The organism is Streptomyces sp. CNZ301 (assembly GCF_004217425.1).
This window is the reverse complement of the sequence record NZ_SHLG01000001.1, coordinates 1,427,110-1,451,402: the sequence shown is the minus strand read 5'-3', so window position 1 is coordinate 1,451,402 and position 24,293 is coordinate 1,427,110. Positions and strand designations below refer to the sequence as shown.

At 71.5% G+C, this 24,293-nt stretch carries 9 protein-coding genes; 6 read left to right on the top strand and 3 right to left on the bottom strand.

The window, feature by feature from the left end; all coding sequences use genetic code 11:
• Window positions 1-132 precede the first annotated feature (132 nt).
• The gene (locus EV375_RS06405; RefSeq protein ID WP_130298585.1) at window positions 133-984 is read left to right on the top strand and encodes a cupin-like domain-containing protein; all 852 of its coding nucleotides are present in this window, start codon (window positions 133-135) and stop codon (window positions 982-984) included.
• Here the strand turns inward: EV375_RS06405 and EV375_RS06400 are convergent.
• A complete protein-coding gene (locus EV375_RS06400; RefSeq protein WP_130298584.1) occupies window positions 959-2,023 on the bottom strand; it encodes an AMP-binding protein in 1,065 nt (354 codons plus the stop codon). The genes EV375_RS06405 and EV375_RS06400 overlap by 26 nt on opposite strands.
• On the bottom strand, window positions 2,016-8,282 hold the full coding sequence (locus EV375_RS06395; RefSeq protein WP_165434690.1) for a non-ribosomal peptide synthetase: 6,267 nt from the start codon (window positions 8,280-8,282) through the stop codon (window positions 2,016-2,018). The genes EV375_RS06400 and EV375_RS06395 overlap by 8 nt, the downstream gene beginning before the upstream one ends.
• A 576-nt stretch (window positions 8,283-8,858) precedes the next feature.
• Here EV375_RS06395 and EV375_RS06390 point away from each other — a divergent pair.
• Together EV375_RS06390 and EV375_RS06385 are read left to right on the top strand one after the other, a co-directional pair.
• Window positions 8,859-9,485, top strand: coding sequence for a class I SAM-dependent methyltransferase (locus EV375_RS06390; protein WP_165434689.1), 627 nt, complete (start codon window positions 8,859-8,861; stop codon window positions 9,483-9,485).
• 270 nt (window positions 9,486-9,755) lie between these two features.
• Complete coding sequence (locus tag EV375_RS06385) at window positions 9,756-11,297, top strand: IS1182 family transposase (protein WP_130301611.1); 1,542 nt, start codon at window positions 9,756-9,758, stop codon at window positions 11,295-11,297.
• Window positions 11,298-11,336: 39 nt separating this feature from the next.
• Here EV375_RS06385 and EV375_RS06380 read toward each other — a convergent pair whose 3' ends face one another.
• Window positions 11,337-12,137, bottom strand: coding sequence for a tryptophan 2,3-dioxygenase family protein (locus EV375_RS06380; protein WP_130298581.1), 801 nt, complete (start codon window positions 12,135-12,137; stop codon window positions 11,337-11,339).
• Window positions 12,138-12,556: 419 nt separating this feature from the next.
• Between EV375_RS06380 and panD the strand changes: the two genes are divergently transcribed.
• The 3 genes from panD (at window position 12,557) to EV375_RS06365 (ending at window position 24,292) form a co-directional block, all read left to right on the top strand.
• Window positions 12,557-12,973: an aspartate 1-decarboxylase gene (panD, locus tag EV375_RS06375; protein WP_130298580.1), complete on the top strand. Its 417-nt coding sequence runs from the start codon at window positions 12,557-12,559 to the stop codon at window positions 12,971-12,973.
• A gap of 127 nt (window positions 12,974-13,100) precedes the next feature.
• On the top strand, window positions 13,101-20,969 hold the full coding sequence (locus EV375_RS06370) for a non-ribosomal peptide synthetase/type I polyketide synthase (protein WP_130298579.1): 7,869 nt from the start codon (window positions 13,101-13,103) through the stop codon (window positions 20,967-20,969).
• Entirely contained in the window at window positions 20,966-24,292 is a 3,327-nt protein-coding gene (locus EV375_RS06365) for a non-ribosomal peptide synthetase (protein ID WP_130298578.1), read from the top strand. Before EV375_RS06370 ends, EV375_RS06365 begins: the two co-directional genes overlap by 4 nt.
• The last annotated feature ends 1 nt before the right edge of the window (window position 24,293 follow it).

Here is a 24,293-nt window from a genome sequence, read left to right as displayed (position 1 = left end):
CCGTAGATTCTCTCGCACGGGGGCCGTGCCGCAGGCGGTGCGTGCAACAGCCCCCGGGGCCAGGACCAGTCTTGCCGGACACCGCCGGACAGGCCCCAGGGCCCTCGGCCAAGAAGACGTACGGAGGCGCGCATGCCATGCTCTCACGTGGTCGACTCGCTCACTGGGGCGGACTTTCTCGACAACCATCTGCGGCCCGGCAGTCCCGTGGTGGTCAGGGGAACCCTCAACGGCTGGAAGATGCCGCCGCCCTGGGAGATCGAGTCGCTCAAGGAGCGCTTCGGCAACTACGAAGTGCCGCTGTTCGACACCCTCTTCGAGCTTGAGGAACTGGTCACCTTCGCCGACTACGTCGACACCCACACCGGGCACGACGACCCCGCCCCGATCCCGCCGTATCTGCGCTGGTTCACCCGGCAGCGCGAGGACCAGATGATCACGGCCGACGACGCGTTCGAGGAGCTGGCCGACGACTGGGCCATGCCGTTGTGGCTGCCCGAGGGCGACTACGTCTTTCCGCGCGCGGCCGGGCGGCTCGACCCCACCCGGGACAAGTTCCCCGCCAGGGGCCTGTTCGTGTGCGGCACGGGCGGACGCACACGGCTGCACGTCGACCCGTGGGCGAGCGACGCGTGCCTGTGCCAGGTGACGGGGGAGAAGCGCTTCATCATGTATCCGCCGGAGGCGGGCGAGCTGCTCACCGACGGCGAGGGCGGCACGGTGGACGTCGACGAGCCGGACGACGCCCGGTTCCCCCGCTGGCGGGAGGCCGTTCCCGTGCTCGACGAGGTCCTGTCGCCCGGCGACGCGATCTTCATCCCGCAGGGCTGGTACCACACGGCCATCGCGCTCCAGGACAGCGTCTCCCTCACCTGGAACTTCACCCACCGGGTGCACGAGGAGCGGTTCTCGGCGTATGTGCGCTCCGGCGGCGACGCCGACCCCGTCGTGTCCTACTTCATCTCACGGGGCGAGCGGACGTAGGCAACCCGCTCTCCGTGCAGGGGACTTGCTTCCCCCGGGCGTCCCGCTGCACGAAGAACGGGCGGCGCGCGGCGGACGCGTCGAGCAGCGTCCGAACCGTGCGTCGGTCCAGCAGGCCGTCACTGGCGACGAATCTGCGCACCGAGGAGAACGGCATCGTCGGCGCGGACGCCAACGGCGCCCAGGAGGCGAGAACTTCGGCCGGCGCCTCCAGCGAGACCGGCCGGTGGTCGCGCAGGAACACCTCCAGCGCGGGCGGCTCGGTTCGTGTCAGCGCGAGGAACGGCACCTCGTGCAGCAGGGTGCCGAGGACCGTCGCACACGCGTCGGGGGTGCAGAAGTCGAAGTGCGCCGCGTCGGCACCCGCTCCCTGAGCCCGGCGGCCGCTCGTCAACTGGTCGGCGCGTGTACGAAGTTCACTGCCGAGGAGTACCCGCAGGCTGCTACGGGCGATGTCGTACGTGACCACCTCGTCCGGACCGGAACCGGGGCCGGCGCGTTCCGGTGTGCTGCCGTGCGGCTTCTCTTCCCCGCCGAGCGGAAGGGGCGGAGCCCACCACTGTGTCGACTCGTCGACCAGCGAGAGCGTGAAGACCCTGCCGCAACGGCTGCGCACCGCCTCCTCCGCCCCGTCCAGCCGCACCACGCCCGCGACGTCCAGGAGGAGGTGCGGACGGTCCAACGCCCCCAGGCAGTCCAGGAGTTCGTCCCGGTCCAGCCGCAGGGGCAGCAGCGCGGGCACGGCCCCGACGCGCAGCGCGGCATAGAGCAGCGCCTGCAGATCGGCGTGGTTGCGCCTGATCACTGCCACCACGCTTCCGGGCCGTACGCCTGCCGCCCGAAGCCGGCGGGCATGCCGGGCGACGGCCCCGGCGAAGCCCGCCACCGAGTCGACGAAGGCCCGGCCCGCTCGCCAGCGGACGTCGCAGCCGAAACGCACGCCGCCGTGCGACTCCGCGGCGAGGCCCGGTACCGCGCTCAGCGGCACGCCGCGAAGCGAGCGCGCCGCCGCCCCCGGTGCACGTTGCGGCTCACTCATGCCGCCCCGAGGGGCGCCGGCCACGGGACCTGCGGCGTGCGCGGGCGAACGCCTCGTCCACGGTGTCCTGTTGGGGCCGCGCCCCGGACAGGAATTCCGCGAGGCGCCGGATCGTGGAGTGCTCGAACATGGTCATCAGCGGGAACTTGCGGCCCAACTCCGCCTGGAGCGTCCGGTGCACGCGCACGAGAGACACGGAGTCGGCGCCCATGTCGAAGAACCGGTCGCGGACCGTGACCGCGGCCCTCGGGCCCAGTTCGGCACGGAACACGGAGAGGATCGACGCCTCCGTCTCGTTCTCGGCGCCGCCGTCCCCTTCGGTGCCCGCTGCCGCTTCGGGGCTCGCGCTGCCCGCCTCCTCGGCGAGCCGCCGCAGCGCGGCACGGTCCAGCTTTCCCCTTGGCGTGAGCGGAAGTTCGGGCACCTCGACATACGTGGCCGGCACCATGTAGCCGGGCAGCGACGCGGCGAGGTGGCCGGGCAGCTCGTCCGCCAGCCGCCGCGGGGGAGCGGCCGGCCGGCCCGACCCGCTCTGCGCAGCGGCTATTCCGGCGCTGCTGTCGCCGCTCCCGGCGTCCTCGGTGAGAACCCCTCCGAGCAGTCCGTGCACGACATCCGCCGACGGCCCCAACTCCAGTGCCGCGTGCAGCGCTTCGGTGTCGTGGAAGTAGCCGACCTGGCAGAGTCCGATGCCGTTCTCCGGTGCCGCGTCGTCCAGAAGCTGGGTCATCAGGCCCGCTTCGAGCACGCTGAAGTCCCGGGCCCGCTTTCCGTACAGGGGGTCGATGGCGTCAAGTTGAGCCACGAGGAAGAGCGCGAAAGCGGCGTTGCGGTGCGTCTCCTGGTTGTCGGGGGCGTGGATGCCCGCGTCGAGCAGCGCTCCGGGCTGCACCTCCACCAGCCGGTGACCGTCGGGGTCGTGGTAGTAGGTGCCTCCGGCCAGTCCCGCGACGCGGCCCTCGGCGACGTAGAGATAGGTCTGTACGGGGTAGAGGGCACCGGCGGAGGCGTAGCGGCGGCGCGGCAGCATTCCTCCGGGGTCGGCCTCGGTGCGCAGGGGTTCCAGCAGCCGTCCGAGGGCGGCCAGGGTCAACCGGCCTGTGCCGTAGGTGCGTCGGCTCCTGCGGGGCGGCACGCCGGATCGCCCCTCGTGCTCCGTGGGCGGGGCGGCGGCCAGCGGGTGTGCGCCTCCTTCGAGATCCCTGCGCAGCCCGGGGCGGCGCGCCTTGAATTCGAGCCGCTTCATCGGATCGGTCACGACGTCGCCCAGCGCCTCGTCGTAGACGTCGTGCCCGGCCGGTCCGGGCTTGCCGTCCGCACGGGTACGGTCCTCGTCCGCCACGGCGGACGCGCGGGATCCGGCGGCGACGAACACGGCCGCGAGCCGCGCGCTCTCATGGCTGTCGCCGACGGGTGTGACCGCGGCCGTACGGATGTCGTCGTGACGCAGCAACGCTGCCTCGATCTCGCCGAGTTCGATGCGGTGACCGCGGATCTTCACCTGGAAGTCCTCACGGCCCAGGATCTCGATCTCGCCGTTCGGGAGCCGGCGTCCCAGGTCGCCCGACCGGTACAGGCGGCGACCCGAGGCGGGGTCGGTCACAAAGGACTGCGCGGTGCGTTCCGGGTCCCGCCAGTAGCCGTCGGCCAGGCCGCTGCCGCCGATGTACATCTCTCCGGGGACCCACACGGGGCACGGCTGCATGCGGTCGTTGAGGACGTCGATGGTGTGGTTGCGCATCGGGCGGCCGTAGGGGATGGACACGCGGCCGGCGTCGTCGTCGGTCACCTCGTGGGCGACGCACCAGATCGCCGTCTCGGTCGGGCCGCCGGAGGCCACCACACGTGCGTGCGGTGCGATCGACCGCACGCGGCCCGGAAGGTCGACGGGGATCCAGTCGCCGGAGAACCACACGACGCGCAGCGCGTCGAGGCCGGGGTGTGCGGCGCCGCTCCACACCGCCGGGATTCCGACGTGCTCGACGAGCATCCGCATGAGTGCCGGCACGGAGTTCCACACGGTGACGCGGTGCTCGGCCATCAACTCCAGCCAGCGGCCCGGCTCTTTGAGGGATTCGGGTTCCGGCAGCACCAGGGCGCCGCCGCTGCGCAGCGTGGCGAAGAGGTCGCCCACGGACAGGTCGAAGCTGAGTGCGGACAGGCCCAGCGCGCGGTCGTCGGCGGTGAGCGCGCAGCGGTCGGCGAAGTCCGCGACGGTGTTGAGCACCGAGCGGTGGGACTGTGCCACGCCCTTGGGCTCGCCGGTGGAGCCGGAGGTGTAGAGGACGTAGGCGAGATCGTCCGGGTGCTGCACGGTGCGGAGCGGGGAGTCGTCGCCGGTGCCGTCGAGGTCGACGGGGACCTCGGTCACGTCCCCGGGACGGTCGGGGCCCGAGCCGTCGGCGGGGGTCAGCACGAGCTGTGCGCCGGAGTGTGCCAGCAGCCTGTCCTGGCGTTCCTTCGGCAGGTCCGGGTCGAGCGGCGTGTAGGCAGCGCCGGAGAGATGCACGGCGAGCACGGCGGTGACCTGCTCCACGCATTTGGGCAGCGACACCGCGACGAGCTTGCCGGGGGCCGCGCCGAGTTCACGGAGGCGCCGTCCCAGGCGGCAGGCGTGCCGGTACAGCTCGCCGTAGGTGAGGGAGCGTCCGGAGGCGATCACGGCGACACGGTCGGGGTGCCGGACGGCCTGTTCCACGACGGCGGTGCACAGCAGCTCGTCGGGCGACTCGCCCGCGGTGTCGTTGACCTCGTCCGCCAACTGCCGCTGCGCGGGCGGAAGAAGGTCCGTGCCGTCCGGTCCCCATGCGTTCTCGTCGTCGGCGAGGGCGTGCATGAGCCGGTCGTAGGCGCCGAACATCTCGTCCATGACGCCCGGCGGGAACATGGCCTCGACGGCGTCCCACTTGTACGACAGTGCGCCCCGCTGCTCGTAGACCTGGTGGTCGAGGAGGACCTGCGGCGTCTGGGAGACCGCGTAGACCGTCTCGCCCAGCCAGTCCGCGCCGAGTTCGCCCTGCTGGAAGTCCTGGTCACGGCCCTGTTCACGGGCGCTGGCGAAGACGATGCCGGCGTAGGAGCCGACGGGGACGTCCCGGCTGCGGGTGATCTCGCGCATCACCTCGACTCCGCTGAAGAACCGGTGGTCCAGGTCCCGCCAGAGCTGCTGCTGGATGCGCCGGGCGAGGGCGAGGAAGCCGCCGCCGGGACGCAGATCGACCTCCAGCAGCGTCACCGACGTGAAGTCGCCGATGATCCGGTCGATGTCCGGATGCAGAGGGTGCCGGTTGAAGAGGGGCACGTCGATGGTGAAGTGGCCGCTGCGGCTCCAGGTCCCCAGCACGGCCGCGTAGGCGGCGAGCTGGACGGCGGACGGCGTGATGCCGTGCGCGGCGGCGCGCTCCTTCACCCGGCTCCAGCGCGGGGCGTCGAGTCTGCTGAGTCGCCGTTTGCGTTCGGGCCGAGCGCCTTCGGGCAGGCCGCCGGATACGAGGGGGAGTTGGGGGTTGGGCGGCAGCGTCTCGATACGGTCGAGCCAGTACGACTTGGAGCGGGCGTAGGCGTCGGTGTCCCGCAGGGCCTGCGCGGCGATGACGTAGTCGCGGAACGACACCGTCAGGGGCGGCAGTTGAGCCTCGGGGTCGGCGTAGAGGTCGCCGAGTTCCAGGAAGAACAGCCGGACGCTCGCCACATCGGCGACCAGCAGGTCAAGGCTCACATGCACACGGGCCCGTGTGCTGCCGGGGCCGCCGGTCCAAGTGACCCGGACATCGAACATCGGCCACTGGTCCAACGGCAGCACCTGATGGCCCAGTTCCTCCCGCAGCTCCGCCAAGTGAGCGTCGAGCGCCGCCTCTTCGGAGTCCCGGTGGTCGTAGACCGTGACGGGCACCTCGCCCACGTCGGGAAGGATGCGCTGACGGCCGTCCGCCGAGATCACCGCACGGAGCATCTCCTGCCGCCGCACCAGCGCGTCGAGTGCCCGGCGCAGCCGCTCCAGGTCCAGGTCCGCGCAGTCGTACTCCGTGTAGAGGTGGATGGACGAGCCGCCCAGGTCGTACGCGCTGCTGCGGCCGACGAGATAGCCGTGCTGGATCTCCGTGAGGGGGAACGGCTCGTGCCGGTTCTCCGGGTCGGCGGTCACTTCGGGCCAGGCGATGCCCTGCGGGCTGTCGCCCTGAAGTCCCCGCAGCAGGCGCGTCACCACGTCCGTGACGCTGCCCCGCACGAAGTCGGCCATGGGCAGCGACACATCGAAGTCCCGGCCGAGTGCGTAGCGCAACTCCACGATGCGCAGCGATTCCAGGCCGAGAGCGATCAGCGGGGTGTCCACGGGCAGTTCGTCCTGCGGAGTGTCCAGGGCCGCGGCGATGCGGCGGCGCACCTCCGCCGTCACCACCTGGCCGCGCAGCTCGTCGGGCAGGGCGAGCGCCATGTCCCGCAGCGGGGCGGCCGAAGTGTCCTCCGCGGCGGATTCGGGTGCCGCGGTGCGTGCGCGGCTCACGTCGGTGTGCAGCGCGTCGATCTCACCGTCGAGGTACGACTGGCGGCAGGTGGTGCGGCGGATCTTGCCGCTGCCCGTCATCGGGATCCCGTCGGGTTTGACGAACACCACGGCGTACGGCTCGACTTCCTCGTCGGCGGCGACGGCCGTACGGATACGGGCGCCGAGCGCCGGCAGGTCCAGATCGCTGCCCGGGTCCTCAACCGCCTGTACGACTATGAGGCGTTCGCCTTCCTCGGCGTCGACGGAGAACGCGGCCGCCGGTGCCGTCGCCAGCGACGGGTGCGCCCGGCGGGCGGCGGCCTCCACGTCCTGCGGGTGGATGTTGCGTCCCCGCACGATGATGAGTTCCTTCAGCCGCCCGCAGACCACGATCTCGTCGTCGTGCCGGAAGGCGAGGTCGCCGGTGCGCAGGAACGGCCCCGAACCGTCGTCGAGCCGACCGGCGAATGTCTCCTCCGTCTGTTCGGGGCGCTGCCAGTAGCCCTGGTTGACGACGTCGCCGCTGACCCACACCTCGCCGACCTCGCCCGAGGGGCACTCGCGGCGGGTCGCGGGGTCGACGATGAGCATGCGGACCCGGGGGTGGGCGGGGCCGCAGCCGACGAGTTCGGCGGTACGGGCCCCGGAGCCGTCCTCCACGGGGCGTACCCGGCCCTTCTCCAGCTCGGCGGCGTCGACGGAGAGGGCCAGCGGGTCGGCGCTGCGCCTGCCGCTGATGCCGAGGGTCACCTCGGTGAGCCCGTAGCCGGGGAACCACGCCTCGCGGCGGAAACCGTGCGGCGCGAAGGTACGGGTGAATGCCTCGACGGTACGGGCCTGGATGCGTTCCGCGGCATTGAAGGCGGAGTGCCAGCGGCTCAGGTCGAGTTGCTCGCGCTGCTCGGGCGTCACATGCTCGACGCAGCGGTCATAGGCGAAGTTGGGGCCGCAGCTGAAGACGGGCGCGTCGGCGTCGGAGATCGCCCTGAGCCAGCGGAACGGCTCTGCGACGAAGTCCTCCGGCGTGAGAAGCGTGCACCGTCCGCCGATGAACTGCGACATCGTCACGGTCCCGGCGATGCCCAGCGCATGGTAGACGGGCATCCAGGTCACGACCTCGGCGCCGTCGGGCAGCTCCGCCAAGTCGCGGAAGACCCGGAGCTGTTCGAGGAGGTTGTCGTGGGAGACCATGACGCCCTTTGGCGAGCCGGTGGAGCCCGAGGTGTACTGCATCAGCGCCAGATCGCCGCCCGCGACCTTCGGCGCGGTCCACAGTTCCGGGTCGGCCAGCTCGCCGTCCACCTCGATCCACGGCACGTCCGCCACGCCCGACTCCCGCCAGGCGGCGCGCAGTTCCCCGCTGCGGCCGGCCTGGCAGACCACGGCGGCGACGTCCGCGTCCAGGCCGATCTGGACGAAGCGCTCGCCCTGGACGGTGTCGGGTGCGCCCTTCGGGGGTGCGCAGGCGACGACGCAGGCGCCCGCGTAGTAGCAGCCGAACTGGCCCGCCACGAAGTCCGGTCCGGGCGGGAGCAGCAGCAGGACGCGTCGGCCCCCCGCCCCGCTCTGCTGGAGTGTCGCGGCCACTGCCCGTGCCCTGGCGTCGAGTTGTGCGCGGGTGAGACCGCCCGCGGGCAGCGGACGCCCCGACCGCTCGTCGAAGGCGGGGAACCTGAACGCCGTTGCCTCGGGCGCCTGTTCGGTCCGCACGCGGAGGATGTCGAGGAGACTCGCGGCGGGAAGCTCGGTGCCGGACGGGATGCTGACAGTCATGACGCTGTTCCCCAATCTCGACGGTCTGGCGGGTGCGCGCGGTGATGCGGCACGTACGCGTCCCGGCAGGATCATGCGGGCAGCGCGGGCACCGCCCAAGCCCCGGGAGAGGTGTCCGAACGGGCACGGAAGCTCACCCCGAATGCCATGCACTTCCAGACGGGCTGACGGCTCGGGCCCGGGCGGGCGGCGTCGGGCAGGGGCCGGCTCCTGCCGCACAAGTGCCGTGCGGACGTGGAGAGTCGGCGGGTCGGCGGACGGCAACCGGGGACGGGGAGCCGGACGTACGGCCGGACGGGTGGCGGCTTCCCGGGCCGGTCCGCAGGGCCGTGGGGCGCCTCCGGCGTGCCCGCTGCCCTGCGGCGCGGACGCGAGCGGCGACTCGGCGGGACCGGCCGCCCCGGTGCGCGGAGCCACGTACCCAAGCGGGCACTCCCCGGCCGAGGGGGGTGATCGACTACCTGTGTCCTTGGTCTTTCTTGCGCGCTCATGGCGGTTGTCCGGTTCGTCGCGCCATGGCGACCATGCGCCTACGAACAGCGCTGTGCGCCCGAACGTCGCCAGAGGGAGAACTCCGTGACTGTCAAACGCTGGATGTACGACGTGCTGTACCGGGTCGGGGCACCCTGGGAAGGAGGCGTACGGGAGAACCTGGTGGAGCTGGTGAAGGAGAACCGGATCTCGCCCACCGAGCAGAAGCGCGTACTGGACCTGGGCTGCGGCGGCGGCACTTGCTCCGTCTACCTCGCCGAGCAGGGCTTCGAGGACGTGACGGGCGTGGACTTCACGCCCGTCGCCCTGCGCAAGGCACGCAAGGCCGCCGCCGCGGCGGGAGTCACCGACCGCGTCCGCTTCGTCAAGGGGAACCTCACCCGGCCGTCCATACCGGGTGTCGAGGGCACCTACGATCTGCTGCTCGACTTCGGCACCCTCGACGACCTGACCGGGCAGGACCGGCTGGACATGGCCGCCAACTTCAAGCGGTTCTCACATCCCGGGTCGATGGTCGTGCTGTGGTGCTTCTACACCGAGAGCGACGACAAGGAAGTGCCCAGGTTCGCCTTCCAGGGGGTCTCCCGGTTCCTCAGCGGGATACGTCCCGGTGAGGAACACGAGCTGTTCGGCGACGACTTCACCATCGAGCGCCTTCCGGAGCCGCCGCTCGACTCGAAGATGGCGTGCTTCCTCATGGTCCGCAAGTGACGTGATCTGGACGGTCACGGCACTCGACTGATGGGAGGCGGGCCGTACTCGGTCCGCAGGAGGCGGGACCGGCGCCGCGCCGCGGCCGGCCGGAGGACCGAGACGGTCAGAGGCCCGGTACGGCCGGCAGTCCGGTCCGGCCGGAGGCGCCGGACAGGCCCTAGAAGACTGCTGAAGATCTTGGGGTTCTGGCCTCGTCGTTTGAGCGGTGGGGCCAGACTCGTTGGTGTGGTTCAAGGGGAGTGGGTCGGGGAGACGGTCGGTCCGGATGTGTGGGAGACCTGCCGGGAGTTGATCCCGGCTGGGAGTGTGTTCGCTTTCCTGGCCGAGCACCGTGGACGGTTGTTCCCGGCAGGAATGTTCGCGGACATGTACCCCTCGGCAAACGGGCGGCCGAGCATGCCGCCGCAGATCCTGGCCGCGGCCGTCACGCTGCAGGCTCTTCATGGCCTGTCGGACTTCGAGACGGTTCAGGAACTGCGCTGTGACCTGCGGTGGAAGGCTGCCTGCGGACTCGGCCTGCACGACACGGCCTTCGACCCGTCGTTGCTGTCCTACTTTCGCCGCAGGCTGGCCCGCTCGGCCCGGCCGAACCGGGTATTCGAGACCGTCCGCGAGGTCATCAAGACCACCGGCGTGCTCAAGGGCAAGCACCGTCGGGCACTGGACTCCACGGTGCTGGATGATGCGGTGGCCACCCAGGACACCGTTACCCAGATCGTCGCCGCGATCCGGACGGTGATCCGTGAGGTCCCCGGCGCCCCGGCAGTCGCCGACCAGCAGTGTCGGGCTCACGACTACAGCGATCCCGGCAAGCCCCGTATCGCCTGGAACGACCAGGCGGCACGAGCTGAGCTGGTGGACGCCCTGGTCGGTGACGCACTGCGGCTGCTGGGTCATCTGCCCGAGCAGGAACTCGGTGAAAAGGCCGCGAATGCGGTCGGCATCCTGGCCTTGGTCGCCGGCCAGGACGTCGAACCCGCCGATGACAGCGACGGGCGTGACGGGCGCTGGCGCATCACCCAGGGCACCGCTTACGACCGGATGATCTCCACCGTCGACCCGGAGTCCCGCCACGCGCACAAGACCCGCCACCAGCAGCAGGACGGCTTCAAGGCCCATCTGGCCATCGAGCCCGAGACCGGCTTATTCACCGCAGTCGCCCTCCGGCCCGCGACCGGCAGCGAACACCACGAAGCTGCTGTCGGCCTCGACCTGCTCGCCCAGGAAAACGATCCGGTGGACGCCTTCGGCGACACTGCCTACTCCACCGGTTCCGCCTGTCAAAGTCTCCAACAATCGGGGCACCGGCTGTTCTTCAAGCCCGCGCCACTGCGGCCTGCTGTCCCGGGCGGTTTCACCCTCGACGACTTCGCCATCGACACCCTCGCGGGCACGGTGACCTGCCCCCAGGGACACACCGTCCCCCTCACCGATCCCAGCGGACGGCACCGTCAGCGCAAGGCCACCTTCGCCAAGGAGTGCACCGGATGTCCTCTGCGTCAGCGATGCACCAAAGCCAAGACCGGACGCATCCTGACCATCCGGCCGCACCACGATCTACTCGTTCAAGCCCGCCACCAGGCCGCCGCTGACACGGACTGGCAAGCCGACTACCGACGCTGGAGACCACCCGTCGAACGCGCCGTCGCCTGGCTCGTCCACCACGGCAACCGCAAACTCCGCTACCGCGGCACCATCAAGAACGACACCTGGATCCACACCCGAGCCGCCGCCCTCAATCTCCGCCGACTCATCAACCTCGGACTCCATCACAACGGCACCACCTGGCAGATCCAGGCCACCACCTGACGGTGGCAACCCGGATCAACCAAGATCTTCAGCAGTCTTCTAGAGGCGGGTGCGCAGTTCCCAGAGCTCGGGGAAGAAGCGCTCGTCGAGAGTCGAACGCAGATAGTGCACGCCGCTCGATCCGCCCGTGCCGGTCTTCGCGCCGATGATCCGTTCCACCATGTGCACATGCCGGGAACGCCAGACGCTGAACTGCTCGTCGTGGTCGGTCAACGCCTCGGCGACGGACAGCAGTTCGGAGCCGGGTATCTCCTCGCGCAGCAGCTCCAGGAGATCCGGGTCGCCCCGCCCTCGGCGCAGTGCACGGAAGGCGTCGCCCAGAGTCGGTTCCGCCAGGCGACGCCTCAGCGACTCCCGGTCCGCCGGGCGCAGATCGCCGCGCCCCAGATGACGCTCGTCCTTGAGCCCGGAGAGGAACTCGATCTCCCGGAACTGCACGGACTGTATGCCGCTCGCCTCGTACAGGAACGGCCTGAGCTTGGCGAAGCTCCCCGGGCTGATGGTCTCCAGCACCTCGACCTGCTGGACCATCACTCGCTCGATGGTCGCCACCCGGCGGAGACAGTAGAGGGCACGCGGCACGTCGTCGCCGAACATCCCGTCGCGGGCGCACTCCAGCTCGTCGAGGATCACCTTGAACCACAGCTCGTAGACCATGTGCGCGACGTAGAACAGATGCTCGTCGTGGAGCTTCGTGGGCCCGGGAGGGAGAGCGAGCAGCTCGTCAAGGCGGAGAAGGTCGCCGTAGCCGGGTCCCGCGTCGCCGGTACCGGAGGGCTGGTGCGCCACGGGGCAGCCGTTCACGCCCGCGGTCCCGGAACCGGCGCTCAAGCCGTTCATCGGCGCTCCTTAGCTCGCGATTTCTTCGCCTCAACTCCGGGCTCCAGACTGGAAGTCGGCGGAACGCTGTACAAACCGCTTCCTGGGCGGCCGACCTACGTACCCGTATTGCCACCGCACCCGTGTGCGGCAGCCGTCGAGACGCCGGCGGCCCTGGCAAGACGCCACTTCGGCCGCGGGGGCGCCTGCCGGCGCGGACGCCCGGCGTGCCGGACGGAGCCCTGTCGGGGTGCCTGATCGGGCCGGGCGGGCGGGTACGGGTGGAGGGCCGCACCGGCGACTCCGTCAGCCAGTAGTCGGGGCTGTCCGACCGGGCCCCTCCCGGCAGTACGAAGGACCTCTCTGAACGAGGTGCGACTCATCCCGCCCGTCGCTGCATCCTCGCTGTGGCCAGACCTTCTCATCGCTTGGGGCCGACCATGCCGTTCAGGACAATGCTCAAGTCGAAGATCCACCGCGCCACGGTCACGGACGCGAACCTGCACTACGTGGGGTCGCTGACCGTCGACGCCGCCCTGATGCGCGCAGCGGACCTGCTGCCCGGTGAGCTCGTGCACGTCGTGGACATCAACAACGGTGCACGGCTGGAGACTTACGTCATCGAGGGCGAGCCGGGCTCTGGCGTCATCGGAATCAACGGAGCGGCCGCCAGGCTCGTCCACACCGGCGACCTGGTCATCATCATCAGCTACGCCCAGCTGTCGGACAGCGAACTGGAAAAGCACCGGCCACAGGTGGTCTTCGTCGACGGCCGCAACCGCCCCCTCGGGACGGGACACGATCCGGGCGAGTCCCAGCCGGCGGAGCCCGTCCCGGACACGGTCCGAACCGTCTGAGCACCCGTACGGCGAGGCCGCGCCCCAGCACGGGACCGCGGCCCGAGGGCGGCCCCCGGCACGCCGCGCGAAGGAGCGCAGCGGACGAACCGGTGGTCGTTCCGCACACATCAGGAGGAGCCCGGGCATGACCACATCCCACAACAGCACCCCCTCGGAGCCCGCCGCGGACGGGGACATCGCGGTCATCGGCATGGCCGGGCGGTTCCCCGGCGCGGCCGACGTGGCGAGCTTCTGGCAGAACCTGCGCAGTGGGACGGAGTCGGTCACCTTCTTCGACGACGCCGAACTGAGGGAGAAGGGGGTCCCCGAGGGACTGGTGGCCGACCCGGCGTTCGTGAAGGCGGGCTCCGTGCTCGACGGTCCCGAACTCTTCGACGCCGCGTTCTTCGGTTACAACGCCCGTGATGCCGCGATGGTGGACCCGCAGCAGCGGCTGCTGCTGGAGACGGCACACGCCGCGCTGGAGGACGCCGGGTGCGTGCCCGCGCTCTTCCCCGGCTCCATCGCCGTGTACGCCGGGAGCAGCCTGTCCACGTACCTCATATCCAATCTGCTCACCGCCGGGCCCGGGTTCGACGACATCGCCGACGTGACGGAGCTCCTCACCACGAACGACAAGGACTATCTCGCCACCAGGATCAGTTACGGCCTCGGCCTCGACGGGCCCGCCGTGTCCGTGCAGACGGCGTGCTCGTCGTCGCTGGTCGCCGTGCACATGGCCGTACAGGGACTGCTCGGGCACGAGTGCGACATCGCCCTCGTGGGCGGGGCCTCGCTGCGGTTGCCCCAGGGGCGCGGCTACCTCCACCGCCAGGGGATGATCTTCTCCGCGGACGGCCACACCCGCTCCTTCGACGCCGAGTGCAGCGGCACCATGTTCGGCAGCGGCGTGGGTGCCGTCGTACTCAAGCGGCTGGTGGACGCCATCGCCGACGGCGACCGGATAGACGCGGTGGTCAAGGGCTCCGCCGTCACCAACGACGGCTCCGCCAAGGTGGGTTACACCGCCCCGGGCGTCGACGGCCAGGCCCGCGCCATCGCCGGCGCCCTCGGCGTCGGCGAGGTCGAACCGGACACCGTGACCGCGCTCGAAGGGCACGGCACGGCCACACCGCTGGGCGACCCGATCGAAGTTACGGCCCTCAGCCGGGTGTTCAGCACTCGCACCGCCGCCGCCGCTTCCTGCGCGCTCAGTTCGGTGAAGTCCAACGTCGGGCACCTGGCGGAGGCCGCCGGCATCACCGGGTTCATCAAGGCCGTGCTCCAGCTGCGGCACCGGCAGCTTGCCCCCAGCCTCAACTTCGACGAGCCCAACCCCGAACTGCGCCTGGACGAGACGCGGTTCAGGGTCGTCACGGAGCTGGAGGACTGGCGGCCCGACGCGATGCCGCGGCGGATCGGCGTCAGCTCCTTCGGCATGGGCGGCACCAATGCCCACGTCGTGCTGGAGGAGGGGCCCGAGCCCGCGCCGTCGGTGCCCTTCACCCGGGACCTGTTCCTGCTGCCGCTGTCGGCGCGCACGCCGGCGTCCCTCGAAGCGGCCACCGACGGCCTGGCCGCCGCCCTCGACGGCACCGAGGACCTCTCGGACACCGCCACCACGCTCCAGCACGGGCGCGCGGCACACCGGCACCGCAGGCTCGTGGTGGCCGCCGGCGCCTCGGAGGCTCAACAGGCCCTGGAGACGAGGGACTCCGCGTCGACCGCCACGTCAGCCGCGTCCCCAGAGCCGCGTATCGCCCTGATGTTCCCGGGCCAGGGAAGCCAGTACCCGGGCATGGCAAGGCTGCTGTACGAGCAGGAGCCCGTCTTCAGCGAGTGCGTGGACACCTGCGCCGACCTGCTCTTCGACGAACTCGGCCACGATCTGCGCGAGGTGATGCACCCGGCCGCCACCACCGACCCGGGGGCCGCGGCCGGGCTGCTGCGCCAGACGTCCCTCGCCCAGCCCGCGCTCTTCGTCGTCGGCTACGCACTCGCCGGGCTGCTGGAGAGCGTCGGCGTCCGCCCGGACGCCATGATCGGGCACAGCGTCGGCGAAATCGTCGCGGCCTGCCGCTCAGGGGTCTTCTCGCTGCCCGACGCCCTGCGGCTGGTGGCCGTACGAGGGCGGCTGATGCAGGAGCTGCCGCCCGGCGGCATGCTGTCCGTCGCCCTGCCGGAAGAGGCGGTCCTCGAGCGGCTGCCCGAAGGGCTCTCACTGGCGGCGGTCAACGCACCCGACGTGTGCGCGGTGTCCGGGCCCGGAGAACAGCTGCGCTCCTTCGCCCGTCTCCTCGACGAACAGGGCACACCTGTAAGGGAGTTGCACACCTCGCACGCCTTCCACTCGGCGATGGTCGAGCCGATGATGAGCCGCTTCGCGGACGAACTGTCGTGCGTCGACTTCCACGAACCGGCCGTCCCCTACGTGGAGAACCGCACGGGCGACTGGATCACCCCTCAGCGGGCCACCGACCCCGACCACTGGGTCCACCACATCCGCGAACCGGTCCGCTTCAGCGACGGCGTACTCAAGCTCACCGAGTCCGGGCCGTGCGTGCTGCTGGAGGCCGGGCCGGGTTCCACGCTCAGCACCCTGGCCCGCTCGACGGTGCGTGCCCGTGGCTCGGTCACCGTCCCTCTGCTGCCGTCCGCGGGCGAAGAGCGGGACGACGTACGGCAGTTCATGCTGGGACTCGGCCGGGTGTGGACCGCGGGCGGCGACATCGACTGGAACCTGGTCCAGGGCGGCAGGGCCCGGCGCACGGGCCTGCCGACGTACCCGTTCGAGCGCCGCCGCTACTGGATCGAAGCGGCTCCCGGCGTCCACGGCGCCAAGCCCGGTGGCTATGTGCTCCAGGCGGCCGAGCCGGAGCAGGAGACCGGCACCGGCGGTGGCGGCGAGCCCGTGCCCCTGGGCGCTTTCGACCCCCGGCCGGCCCTGACCACGGAGTACGTCGAGCCACGCGACGACCGTGACCGCAGGCTCGTGGTGATCTGGCAGGAGCTGCTGGGCGTCGCGCCCGTCGGCGTCCACGACAACTTCATGGAGCTGGGCGGCCATTCGCTGCTGGCGGCCCGCATGGTCGAACGCGTCAAGGCCGACCTCGGCACTGGCGTGAAGCTCGGCGACCTGCTGGCCGAGCCCACCGTGGCGGGGCTGGCGGCACTCCTCGAAGAGAGCGGAGTGGGCGCGGGGGAGTCCCACACCTCGGGCGGGACGAGCGGCGGGGCCGCCGAGAGCGAGCCGGAGCGCGGCGACGGGGAACTGCCCGTGGCGCGGCCCGATCCGGAGTGCCTCCACGAGCCGTTCCCGCTGTCGGAGATGCAGCAGGCACAGTGGATCGGCCGCCAGGACAGCTTCGACGGCGGCAACGTCGCCGCACACGTCTACTGGGAGGTCGAACTCGGCGCCGACGTCGACCTCGCACGGCTGGAGGCGGCCTGGCAGCAGGTCATCGAGCGGCACCACATGCTGCGCGCCGTCATCGGCGACGACGGACGCCAGCGCATACTCGCCGACACCGGGCCCTACCGCTTCGGACTGCTCGACCTGCGGGACGCCTCCGCCGAGGAGGGCGAACGGCGGCTCGACGAGCTGCGCGAGAAGCACTCCCGCGAGGTGCGGCCCGCCGACGAGTGGCCCCTGTTCGACGTGCGGGTCACGCTGCTTCCCGAGGGACGCGCCCGGCTGCACTTCAGCTTCGACCTGCTGATCGCCGACATCGGCAGCATCCGGCTGCTGGTGCGCGACTGGCGCAGGTACTACCAGGGCCGCGACGACGAGATCCGGCCGCTGCGCATCTCCTACCGCGACTACGTGCTCGCTTCCGAGGAGCTGCGCGGCACCACGCTCTACGAGCGCTCACTGGCGTACTGGCGCGAACGCGTGACCGAGCTGCCGCCCGGGCCCGACCTTCCGCTCGCACTCAGCCCCGGCTCCCTCAAGGACCCCGAATTCACCGCGCGCAACGCCCAGTTGGCGACCGAGCAGTGGAACGCCTTCAAGGAGCGGGCGGCGGCGGCCGGCGTCACACCGTCCGCCGCGATGCTCACCGCCTACGCGGCGGCGCTGGGCACCTGGTCGCGGTCCGCGTCGTTCACGCTGAACGTCACCGTGATCAACCGTCTCCAGGTGCACGAGGACGTGCGCGACCTCGTCGGGGAGTTCGCGTCGTTCGACCTGCTGCCCGTGGACCTGTCGCGGGGGGAGAGCTTCGGCTCACTCGCCTCGGCCGTGCAGCGGCAGAGCTGGGCCGACCTGGAGCACCGCTACCTCAACGGGGTGGACATCCTCCGCGAGATGGCCCGCATGCGCGGCGGCACCAGCGGATCGGTGATGCCCGTCGTCTTCACCAGCACCCTCGTGCAGGAGAACGAGGCCGAGGACGCCTCCATGTTCGGCTGGCTCGGCCGCATGGAGCACGAGATCGCCCAGACGCCGCAGGTGTGGCTCGACTTCGCCGTGATGGAGAACGCCGAGGGCGTGCAGCTGAGTTGGCACTGGGTCCGGCAGCTCTTCCCCGAGGGCGTGATCGAGGAGGTCTTCGACGCCTTCGAGCGGCTGGTGACGGACCTGGCGGCATCGGACGAGGCGTGGCGGGGCACCGTGCGCTGCCCGCTGTCCCCGGAGCAGCGCCGGCTCACCGAGAGCGTCAACGCCACCGAGGGCCCGCTCAAGGAGGACTTCCTCTACGCGCCTGTGATGGCCAGGGCGGCGGAGCACCCCGACCGGGTCGCGGTCGTGTCCGCCTCCGGAACGGAGTTGACATACGGGCGACTGCGAGCGCACGCGTGCGTGCTGGCGCACCGGCTGCGCGGCCTGGGTGCCGGCCCCGGGCGGCTGATCGCCGTGGCCGTGGAGAAAGGCTGCGAGCAGATCGTCGCGGCGCTCGCCGTGCAGCTCGCGGGCGCGGCCTATCTGCCGGTCGATCCCGCGCTGCCCGCCGAACGCCAGGACCATCTGTGCGAACGCGGCGAGGTGCGGCTCGTCCTCGTGCCCGAGGGCGGCTCCGGGCACGCCTGGGCCGAGGGCATACGCGAGGTCGAGGTCGAGGTGGGCGCGTACCCGGACGGGCCGGGCGCCGACGGCACGCCGCCCGAGCCGGTGCAGTCGCCGGGCGACCTCGCCTACACCATCTTCACCTCGGGCTCCACGGGCGAGCCCAAGGGCGTCATGCTTACCCACCGGGCCGCGCTGAACACGCTGACGGACATCAACGAGCGCTTCTCCGTCGGGCCCGACGACGCCGTGCTGGGGCTCTCCTCGCTCAGCTTCGACCTGTCCGTGTACGACGTCTTCGGCGTCCTGGGCGCAGGCGGCAGGCTCGTCCTCCCCCTGCCGGGCACGAGCCGCGACCCGGGCCACTGGGACGAGCTGGTGCGGCGGCACCGGGTCACGTTGTGGAACAGCGTTCCCGCGCTGCTGCGCATGTACGTCGAACACCTCGCCGGGCAGAACGGCGAGGGCGGCATCGGCGACGGCGCCGGTGACGGTACCCGGACCGACGAGCACGCCGGGCCGGCCAATCCGCTCCGGCTCGCGCTGATGTCGGGCGACTGGATCCCCGTGGAACTCCCCGCACAGCTGAGGGAGTTGATTCCGCAGGTGGAGCCGGTCAGCCTGGGCGGCGCCACCGAGGCCGCCGTGTGGTCCATCTGGCACCCGATCGACCCGGAGGCCGACGGCGCCCGCGACTCCGTCCCGTACGGCACGCCGCTGCGCAACCAGACCTTCCACGTACTCAACGACCGTATGGAGACCTGCCCGGTCTGGGTCACCGGCGAGCTGTACATCGGCGGCGCCGGACTGGCCTCGGGCTACTGGCGGGACGAGGAGCGCACGCGGGCGTCGTTCGTCACCTGGCCGGAGACGGGGGAACGGCTCTACCGCACCGGTGACCTGGGGCGCCGGCTCCCGGACGGGACGCTGGAGTTCCTGGGGCGCGAGGACTTCCAGGTCAAGATCGGCGGCTTCCGTATCGAACTCGGCGAGATCGAGGCCGCGTTGGCGCGCCACGACGGCGTCCGCGCCGCCGTGGCGGCCGCGCCCGGCGACCGGCACAACCGGCGGCTCGTGGCGTACGTGGTGCCGGACGCGGCGGAGTCCGGCCGCACCCCGGAGTGGGACGAGGCGTTCCTCGGCGAGGTACGGGCCCTGGCCGAAGAAGTGCTGCCGAGCTACATGGTGCCGACCGTCTTCCTCGTGCTGGACCGGCTGCCGCTGAGCGCGAACGGCAAGGTGGACCGCGCGGCGCTGCCCGACCCGGCGCGCGTCGAGGGCGGCTCGGACGCCGCCCAGGGCCCTGTCGCGGCACGGCTGGTGGAGATCGTCGCGGAGGTCGTCGGGGTGTCCGGGATCGGGCCCCGCGACAACTTCTTCTCGGTGGGCGGCAATTCGATCATGGGTATCCAGATCGTCTCCCGCGCCAACGCGGAGGGCCTGGAGTTCACCGCGGCCGACCTCTTCCAGCACGAGACGCTCGAAGAACTCGCCGCAGAACTGGAGTCGCGCGGCGCCACCGTCGCCGGAGCGGCCTCCACGGAGCCGCTGACGCGGCGCCAGCGGCAGCTCGTCGAGTGGGCGGCCCCCGGGCTGCCCGGAGGAGTTCACCGTGCGGAGCTGCGGACCGGCCCCGAAGTGGAGTCCGCCTGGCTCGAATCGGCCCTCGCCGCCGTGACGCGACGCCATACGGCACTGCACACGCGGCTGGCCGAAGCCGACGGCGGCTGGCGGACCGTGCGCAGAAGTGCGCAGGCCGACGAGTCGGGGGTGCCCGACATCGATCTGACCGCGCTGCCCGAAGGCCGCCGCGAGCGTGCCTTCACGAGCATGGTCGAGGAGATGTGCGGCGAACTGTGCCCGCAGTTCGGGCCCGTGGCGAAGGCGGCACTGTTCCGCCTCGGCGAGTCCGAGCAGCGCATGGTGTGGCTCGTCCACGAACTCTGCGTCGACGGCGGCTCCTGGCGGGCGCTTCTCAGCGACCTCCACGTCGCGGTGGAGGCGGCCGCGAACGGGGAGGATCCGGCGCTGCCGGTCCAGGACCCACTGCGGGTACGGGCGTTGACCGCGCTGGCGAGCGCGGAGGAGAGCGCGGAGGAGAGCGCGGAGGAGAACGCGGCAGGCGGCCCCGGCGCAGATGCCGCGGAGGACGCAGGCGGAGCGGACGGATCCCCGCTGCCCGCCCCGCCTCCCGTGGTGGAACTCGCCGAAGGCGACACCCGGCACTCCCTCCAGGCACAGCTCACCGAGGAGGAGACGGCGGAGCTGCTGAGGAGCACGTCGGCCACGTACCGCCTCACGCCCTCCGAGACCGTCGCGGCGGCCTTCGCACTGGCCGTCTCCGCGACCGGGAGTCCACCCCTGCTGCGCTACGACCTCGAATACGAACTGCGCGGCAGCGAAGAGGCCGGTGCGGGCGCGGAGTTCACGGCGGGAAGCTTCAACTCCCATGTGACGCTGACATTCCGTACGGGCGGAGACGGTACCGCCGCCGGGACCGGCACCGCCGACAGCAGCGATGTCGGCGCCCTGCTCCGTTCCGTCAAGGACCAGTGCCGCACCGGGACGTCGGGCGACGGCGAACCCTCTCCCGCCTCGCCGCAACCCGCGCAGGTGCTGGTCCGCCACCTGGGCGAGCTGGACCTCCCGGCCGGCGCGCATCTGCTGCCCGCGGGACCACCCGCGCTGGACGGAGCGGACCACCCCGTCACCCTCAGCACCCACCTGGCGCGGGACAGGCTGCTGGCGACGCTCACCTGCCGCGCCGGCGAGCCGTCCGGCGCACGGCTGGCCGCCGTCCTCGAAGCGCTGCCCGCCGCCTTCCGGCGGATCACCGAGCACTGCCGCGACACCGGGCGAGCAGTGATCAGCCCCGGCGACTTCCCCCTCGCCGGGCTGGACCAGAACACCCTCGACACGTTCCTCGGCGCGCTCGCCGGGAACGGCGAGCCCTCCGGGACCTCCCCGTCCCAGCCCGGCCCGACCGCACATGCCGAGGAGGCCCTGTGAAGCCCGAAAACCTCCAGGACGTCTACGAGTTGACGCCCATACAGGAAGGGATGCTCTTCCACAGCCTGTTCGCCCCCGAGTCCGGCGTGTACCTGGAACAGCTCTCCTTCACCCTCAGCGGGCGCATGGACCCGGCGGCCTTCCGGCAGGCGTGGCAGGACGTCGCCGCGCGCCACCCGATCCTGCGCACCGGCTTCCACTGGGAGGAGGTCGGCAAGTCCCTCCAGGCCGTGCACCGCCGCGTGGACGTACCCGTGGAGGAGCACGACTGGCGGCGGGTGGCGCCCGCCGAACGCGAGGAACACTACGAGGCGTTCCGCGCCCGGCAGCGGCGGCTCGGCTTCGACCTGCGCAGGCCCCCGCTGATGAAGCTCGCCCTCATCCGCTTCGAGGACGACCTGTACCGCCTCTTCTGGAGCTTCCCCCATCTGGTCATGGACGGCTGGTCGTTCGGCCTCGTACTCCAGGAGTTCGCCGCGCTCTACGCGGCCCGCTGCCGCAAGGAGCCCGCCGGTCTGGCGCCCGCCCGCTCCTACCGGGACTACGTGGCGTGGTGGAAGCAGCAGGACATGGCGGGAGCGGAGGAGTTCTGGCGCCGCGAACTGGCCGGGTACATGCCGCCGCCGGCGCTGGAGATCGGCCCGCCGGACCCTGAGCCCGAGGGCCCCACGCACAGCTTCGTCCCCGACCGCTCCCTCGGCTCGCTGGTCCGAGACCTCGACGATCTCGCCCGGGACAACCGGCTCACACTCAACACCCTCGTACAAGGTGCCTGGTTGATGCTGCTGAGCCGCTACACCGGCCGCGACGACGTCGTCAGCGGAGCCACCTCGACGCACCGGCCGACCGGTCTGCCCGGCGCGGAGACCATCGTCGGCCCGATGATCACCACCACGCCCGTGCGGGCCCGCATCGACCCCGCCGAGCGGCTGCTGCCGTGGCTGCGGCACCTCCAGGACTCGATGACCGCCGCACGCGAACACGCCGACGTGCCATTGCATCTCTTCCCCCGGTGGGCCGGACTGCCCGGCGGGCAGCCGCTGTTCGAGACCGACCTCGCATTCGAGAACACCCCGCCGCCCGAAATGGCCCTGCACGGACTGGAGATCACCGGCTTCTCCTATGACGGCCGGCCCCACTACCCGCTGACCATGGTCGTCTTCCCCCAGGAGGAACTGCCGCCCCGTCTGGTGCACGACCGGCGCCGCTTCCCCGGGCCCGTGGCGGAGACACTGCTGACCCACTTCAACCACCTGCTGGGCGGCATGGCCGCAGCGCCGGGCGGAACGCTCGGCGAGATCGAGCCCTACACCCCCGAGGAACGCGTCCGGCTGCTGGACGGCGGTCACCGGCCGCAGCCCGTCGAGGAGGACTCCGCGTCCTGCCTCCACGGCATCTTCAGCCGCCAGGCCGCCGGCACACCGGACGCCGTGGCCCTCGTCAGCGGCACCGACACCCTCACCTACCGGGAGCTGGAGGAGCGCGCGAACCAACTCGCCCACCACCTGCGCGACTTGGGCGCCGGGCCGGAGGAGCGGGTCGGCCTGTGCCTGGATCGCACCGCCGACATGGCCGTCGGCATTCTCGGGGTGCTCAAGAGCGGAGCGGCCTACGTACCGCTCGACCTGGCCCAGCCGCGGGAGCGCATGGCCTACGTGCTCGCCGATGCGGGCGCCTCGCTGCTCGTCACCCACGGCGCCGCCGCGGACCGCGCCCCCGGCTTCGACGGCCGCACCGTGAATCTGGACGAGGACGCGCACGCCATCCGGGCCCGCGAGACATCGGCGCCGACTTCGGGCACCGACCCGTCGGCTCTGGCGTACGTCATCTACACCTCGGGCTCCACGGGCCGCCCGAAGGGCGTCGAGCTGCCGCACTCCAACGTCGTGCGCCTCGTACGCGGCACGCAGCAGCTCATGGACCTCGACGCCGGGGACGTGTGGAGCCTGTGCCACTCCTACGCCTTCGACGTGTCGGTCTACGAGATGTGGGGCGCCTTCGCGACAGGCGCACGCCTCGTCGTCGTTCCGCGCGAGACGGTGCGCGCCCCCGACGCGCTGCACGCCCTGCTCGCCGAGGAGGGCGTGACGGTCTTCAGCCAGACGCCGTCAGCGTTCCGCCCGTACATGCAGCACGCGATCGACAGCGAAGAGAAGCAACCGCCCCTGAAATACGTGCTTTTCGCGGGCGAGTACCTGGATGTGCCGGCGCTGGCCCCCTGGTTCGGCCACTTCGGCGACGACGAGCCGCAGTTGGTCAACCTGTACGGCATCACCGAGGTCACCGTGCACGCCACGTTCCACCGCGTGACGCGGCAGGAGGCCGGCTCGGGCGTGCGCAGCAACATCGGACGCCCGCTGCCCGACCTGAGCATCCGTCTCCTCGATGCCCATCTGCGGCCGGTGCCGCAGGGGGTGCCGGGGGAGATGTACGTCTCGGGGCCCGGCGTCGCCCGCGGCTACCGCAACCTGCCGGAACTGACCGAAGAGCGGTTCCTGCCGGACTTGTTCGCGGGCGGCGGCGAGCGGATGTACCGGTCCGGCGACCTCGCCCGGCTGCTCGGCAACGGCGAGCTGGAGGTGCTGGGCAGGGTCGACGACCAGGTCAAGGTGCGCGGCTTCCGCGTGGAGCCGGGCGAGATCGCCCAGGTGCTGAAGGCACACGAGGCGGTGACGGATGTCCTCGTCGTGCCGCGCGAGGACCGGCACGGGGACGTGCGGCTCGTCGCCTACGCCGTCGTGCCGGACGTGGCGGCCCGAAGCGCGGACTCCCGCGAGGAGCTGGCCGCCGGACTGATCGAGCTGGCCCGCGCGGGAGTGCCCGAGTACATGGTGCCCTCGGCCGCCGTGCTCCTCGACGCGCTGCCGCTGACGGCCAACGGAAAGGTCGACAGGCGGGCTCTCCCGGCGCCCGGCACCGGCCGTACGGCAGCCGCGGGAGAGTACGTGGCGCCCCGCGACGAGCTGGAGCAGCGGATCGCCGACGTGTGGGCGGAGCTGCTCGGCGTCGACCGGGTCGGCGCCTACGACGACTTCTTCGAACTCGGCGGCCACTCCCTGCTGGCCACACGCGTGACCGGCAGGCTCAAGGCCGCCCTGCACAGGGACGTACGAGTGCGGGCCCTCTTCGAACAGCCGGTGCTGGCCGCCTTCGCGAAAGAGCTGAAGGAGAGGGCGGAGCCGTCCGGGGGCGCACCGGCCGGCTCCGGGGGGCCGGAGCTGGTGGCGGCCGACCGGACGTCACGTCGTCGGCGCAAGAGCGGCGGCAGCACACGCGGAAACACCGGCGGGACCTCCGACTCCGGGAACAGCAAGGAGAGTTGAC

Bases quoted from the DNA above. Each gene is read 5' to 3' on its own strand.
- EV375_RS06405 (WP_130298585.1), top strand. From the start codon at position 133: ATGCCATGCTCTCACGTGGTCGACTCGCTCACTGGGGCGGACTTTCTC.
- EV375_RS06400 (WP_130298584.1), bottom strand. From the start codon at position 2,023: ATGAGTGAGCCGCAACGTGCACCGGGGGCGGCGGCGCGCTCGCTTCGC.
- EV375_RS06395 (WP_165434690.1), bottom strand. From the start codon at position 8,282: ATGACTGTCAGCATCCCGTCCGGCACCGAGCTTCCCGCCGCGAGTCTC.
- EV375_RS06380 (WP_130298581.1), bottom strand. From the start codon at position 12,137: ATGAACGGCTTGAGCGCCGGTTCCGGGACCGCGGGCGTGAACGGCTGC.
- panD (WP_130298580.1), top strand. From the start codon at position 12,557: ATGCCGTTCAGGACAATGCTCAAGTCGAAGATCCACCGCGCCACGGTC.
- EV375_RS06370 (WP_130298579.1), top strand. From the start codon at position 13,101: ATGACCACATCCCACAACAGCACCCCCTCGGAGCCCGCCGCGGACGGG.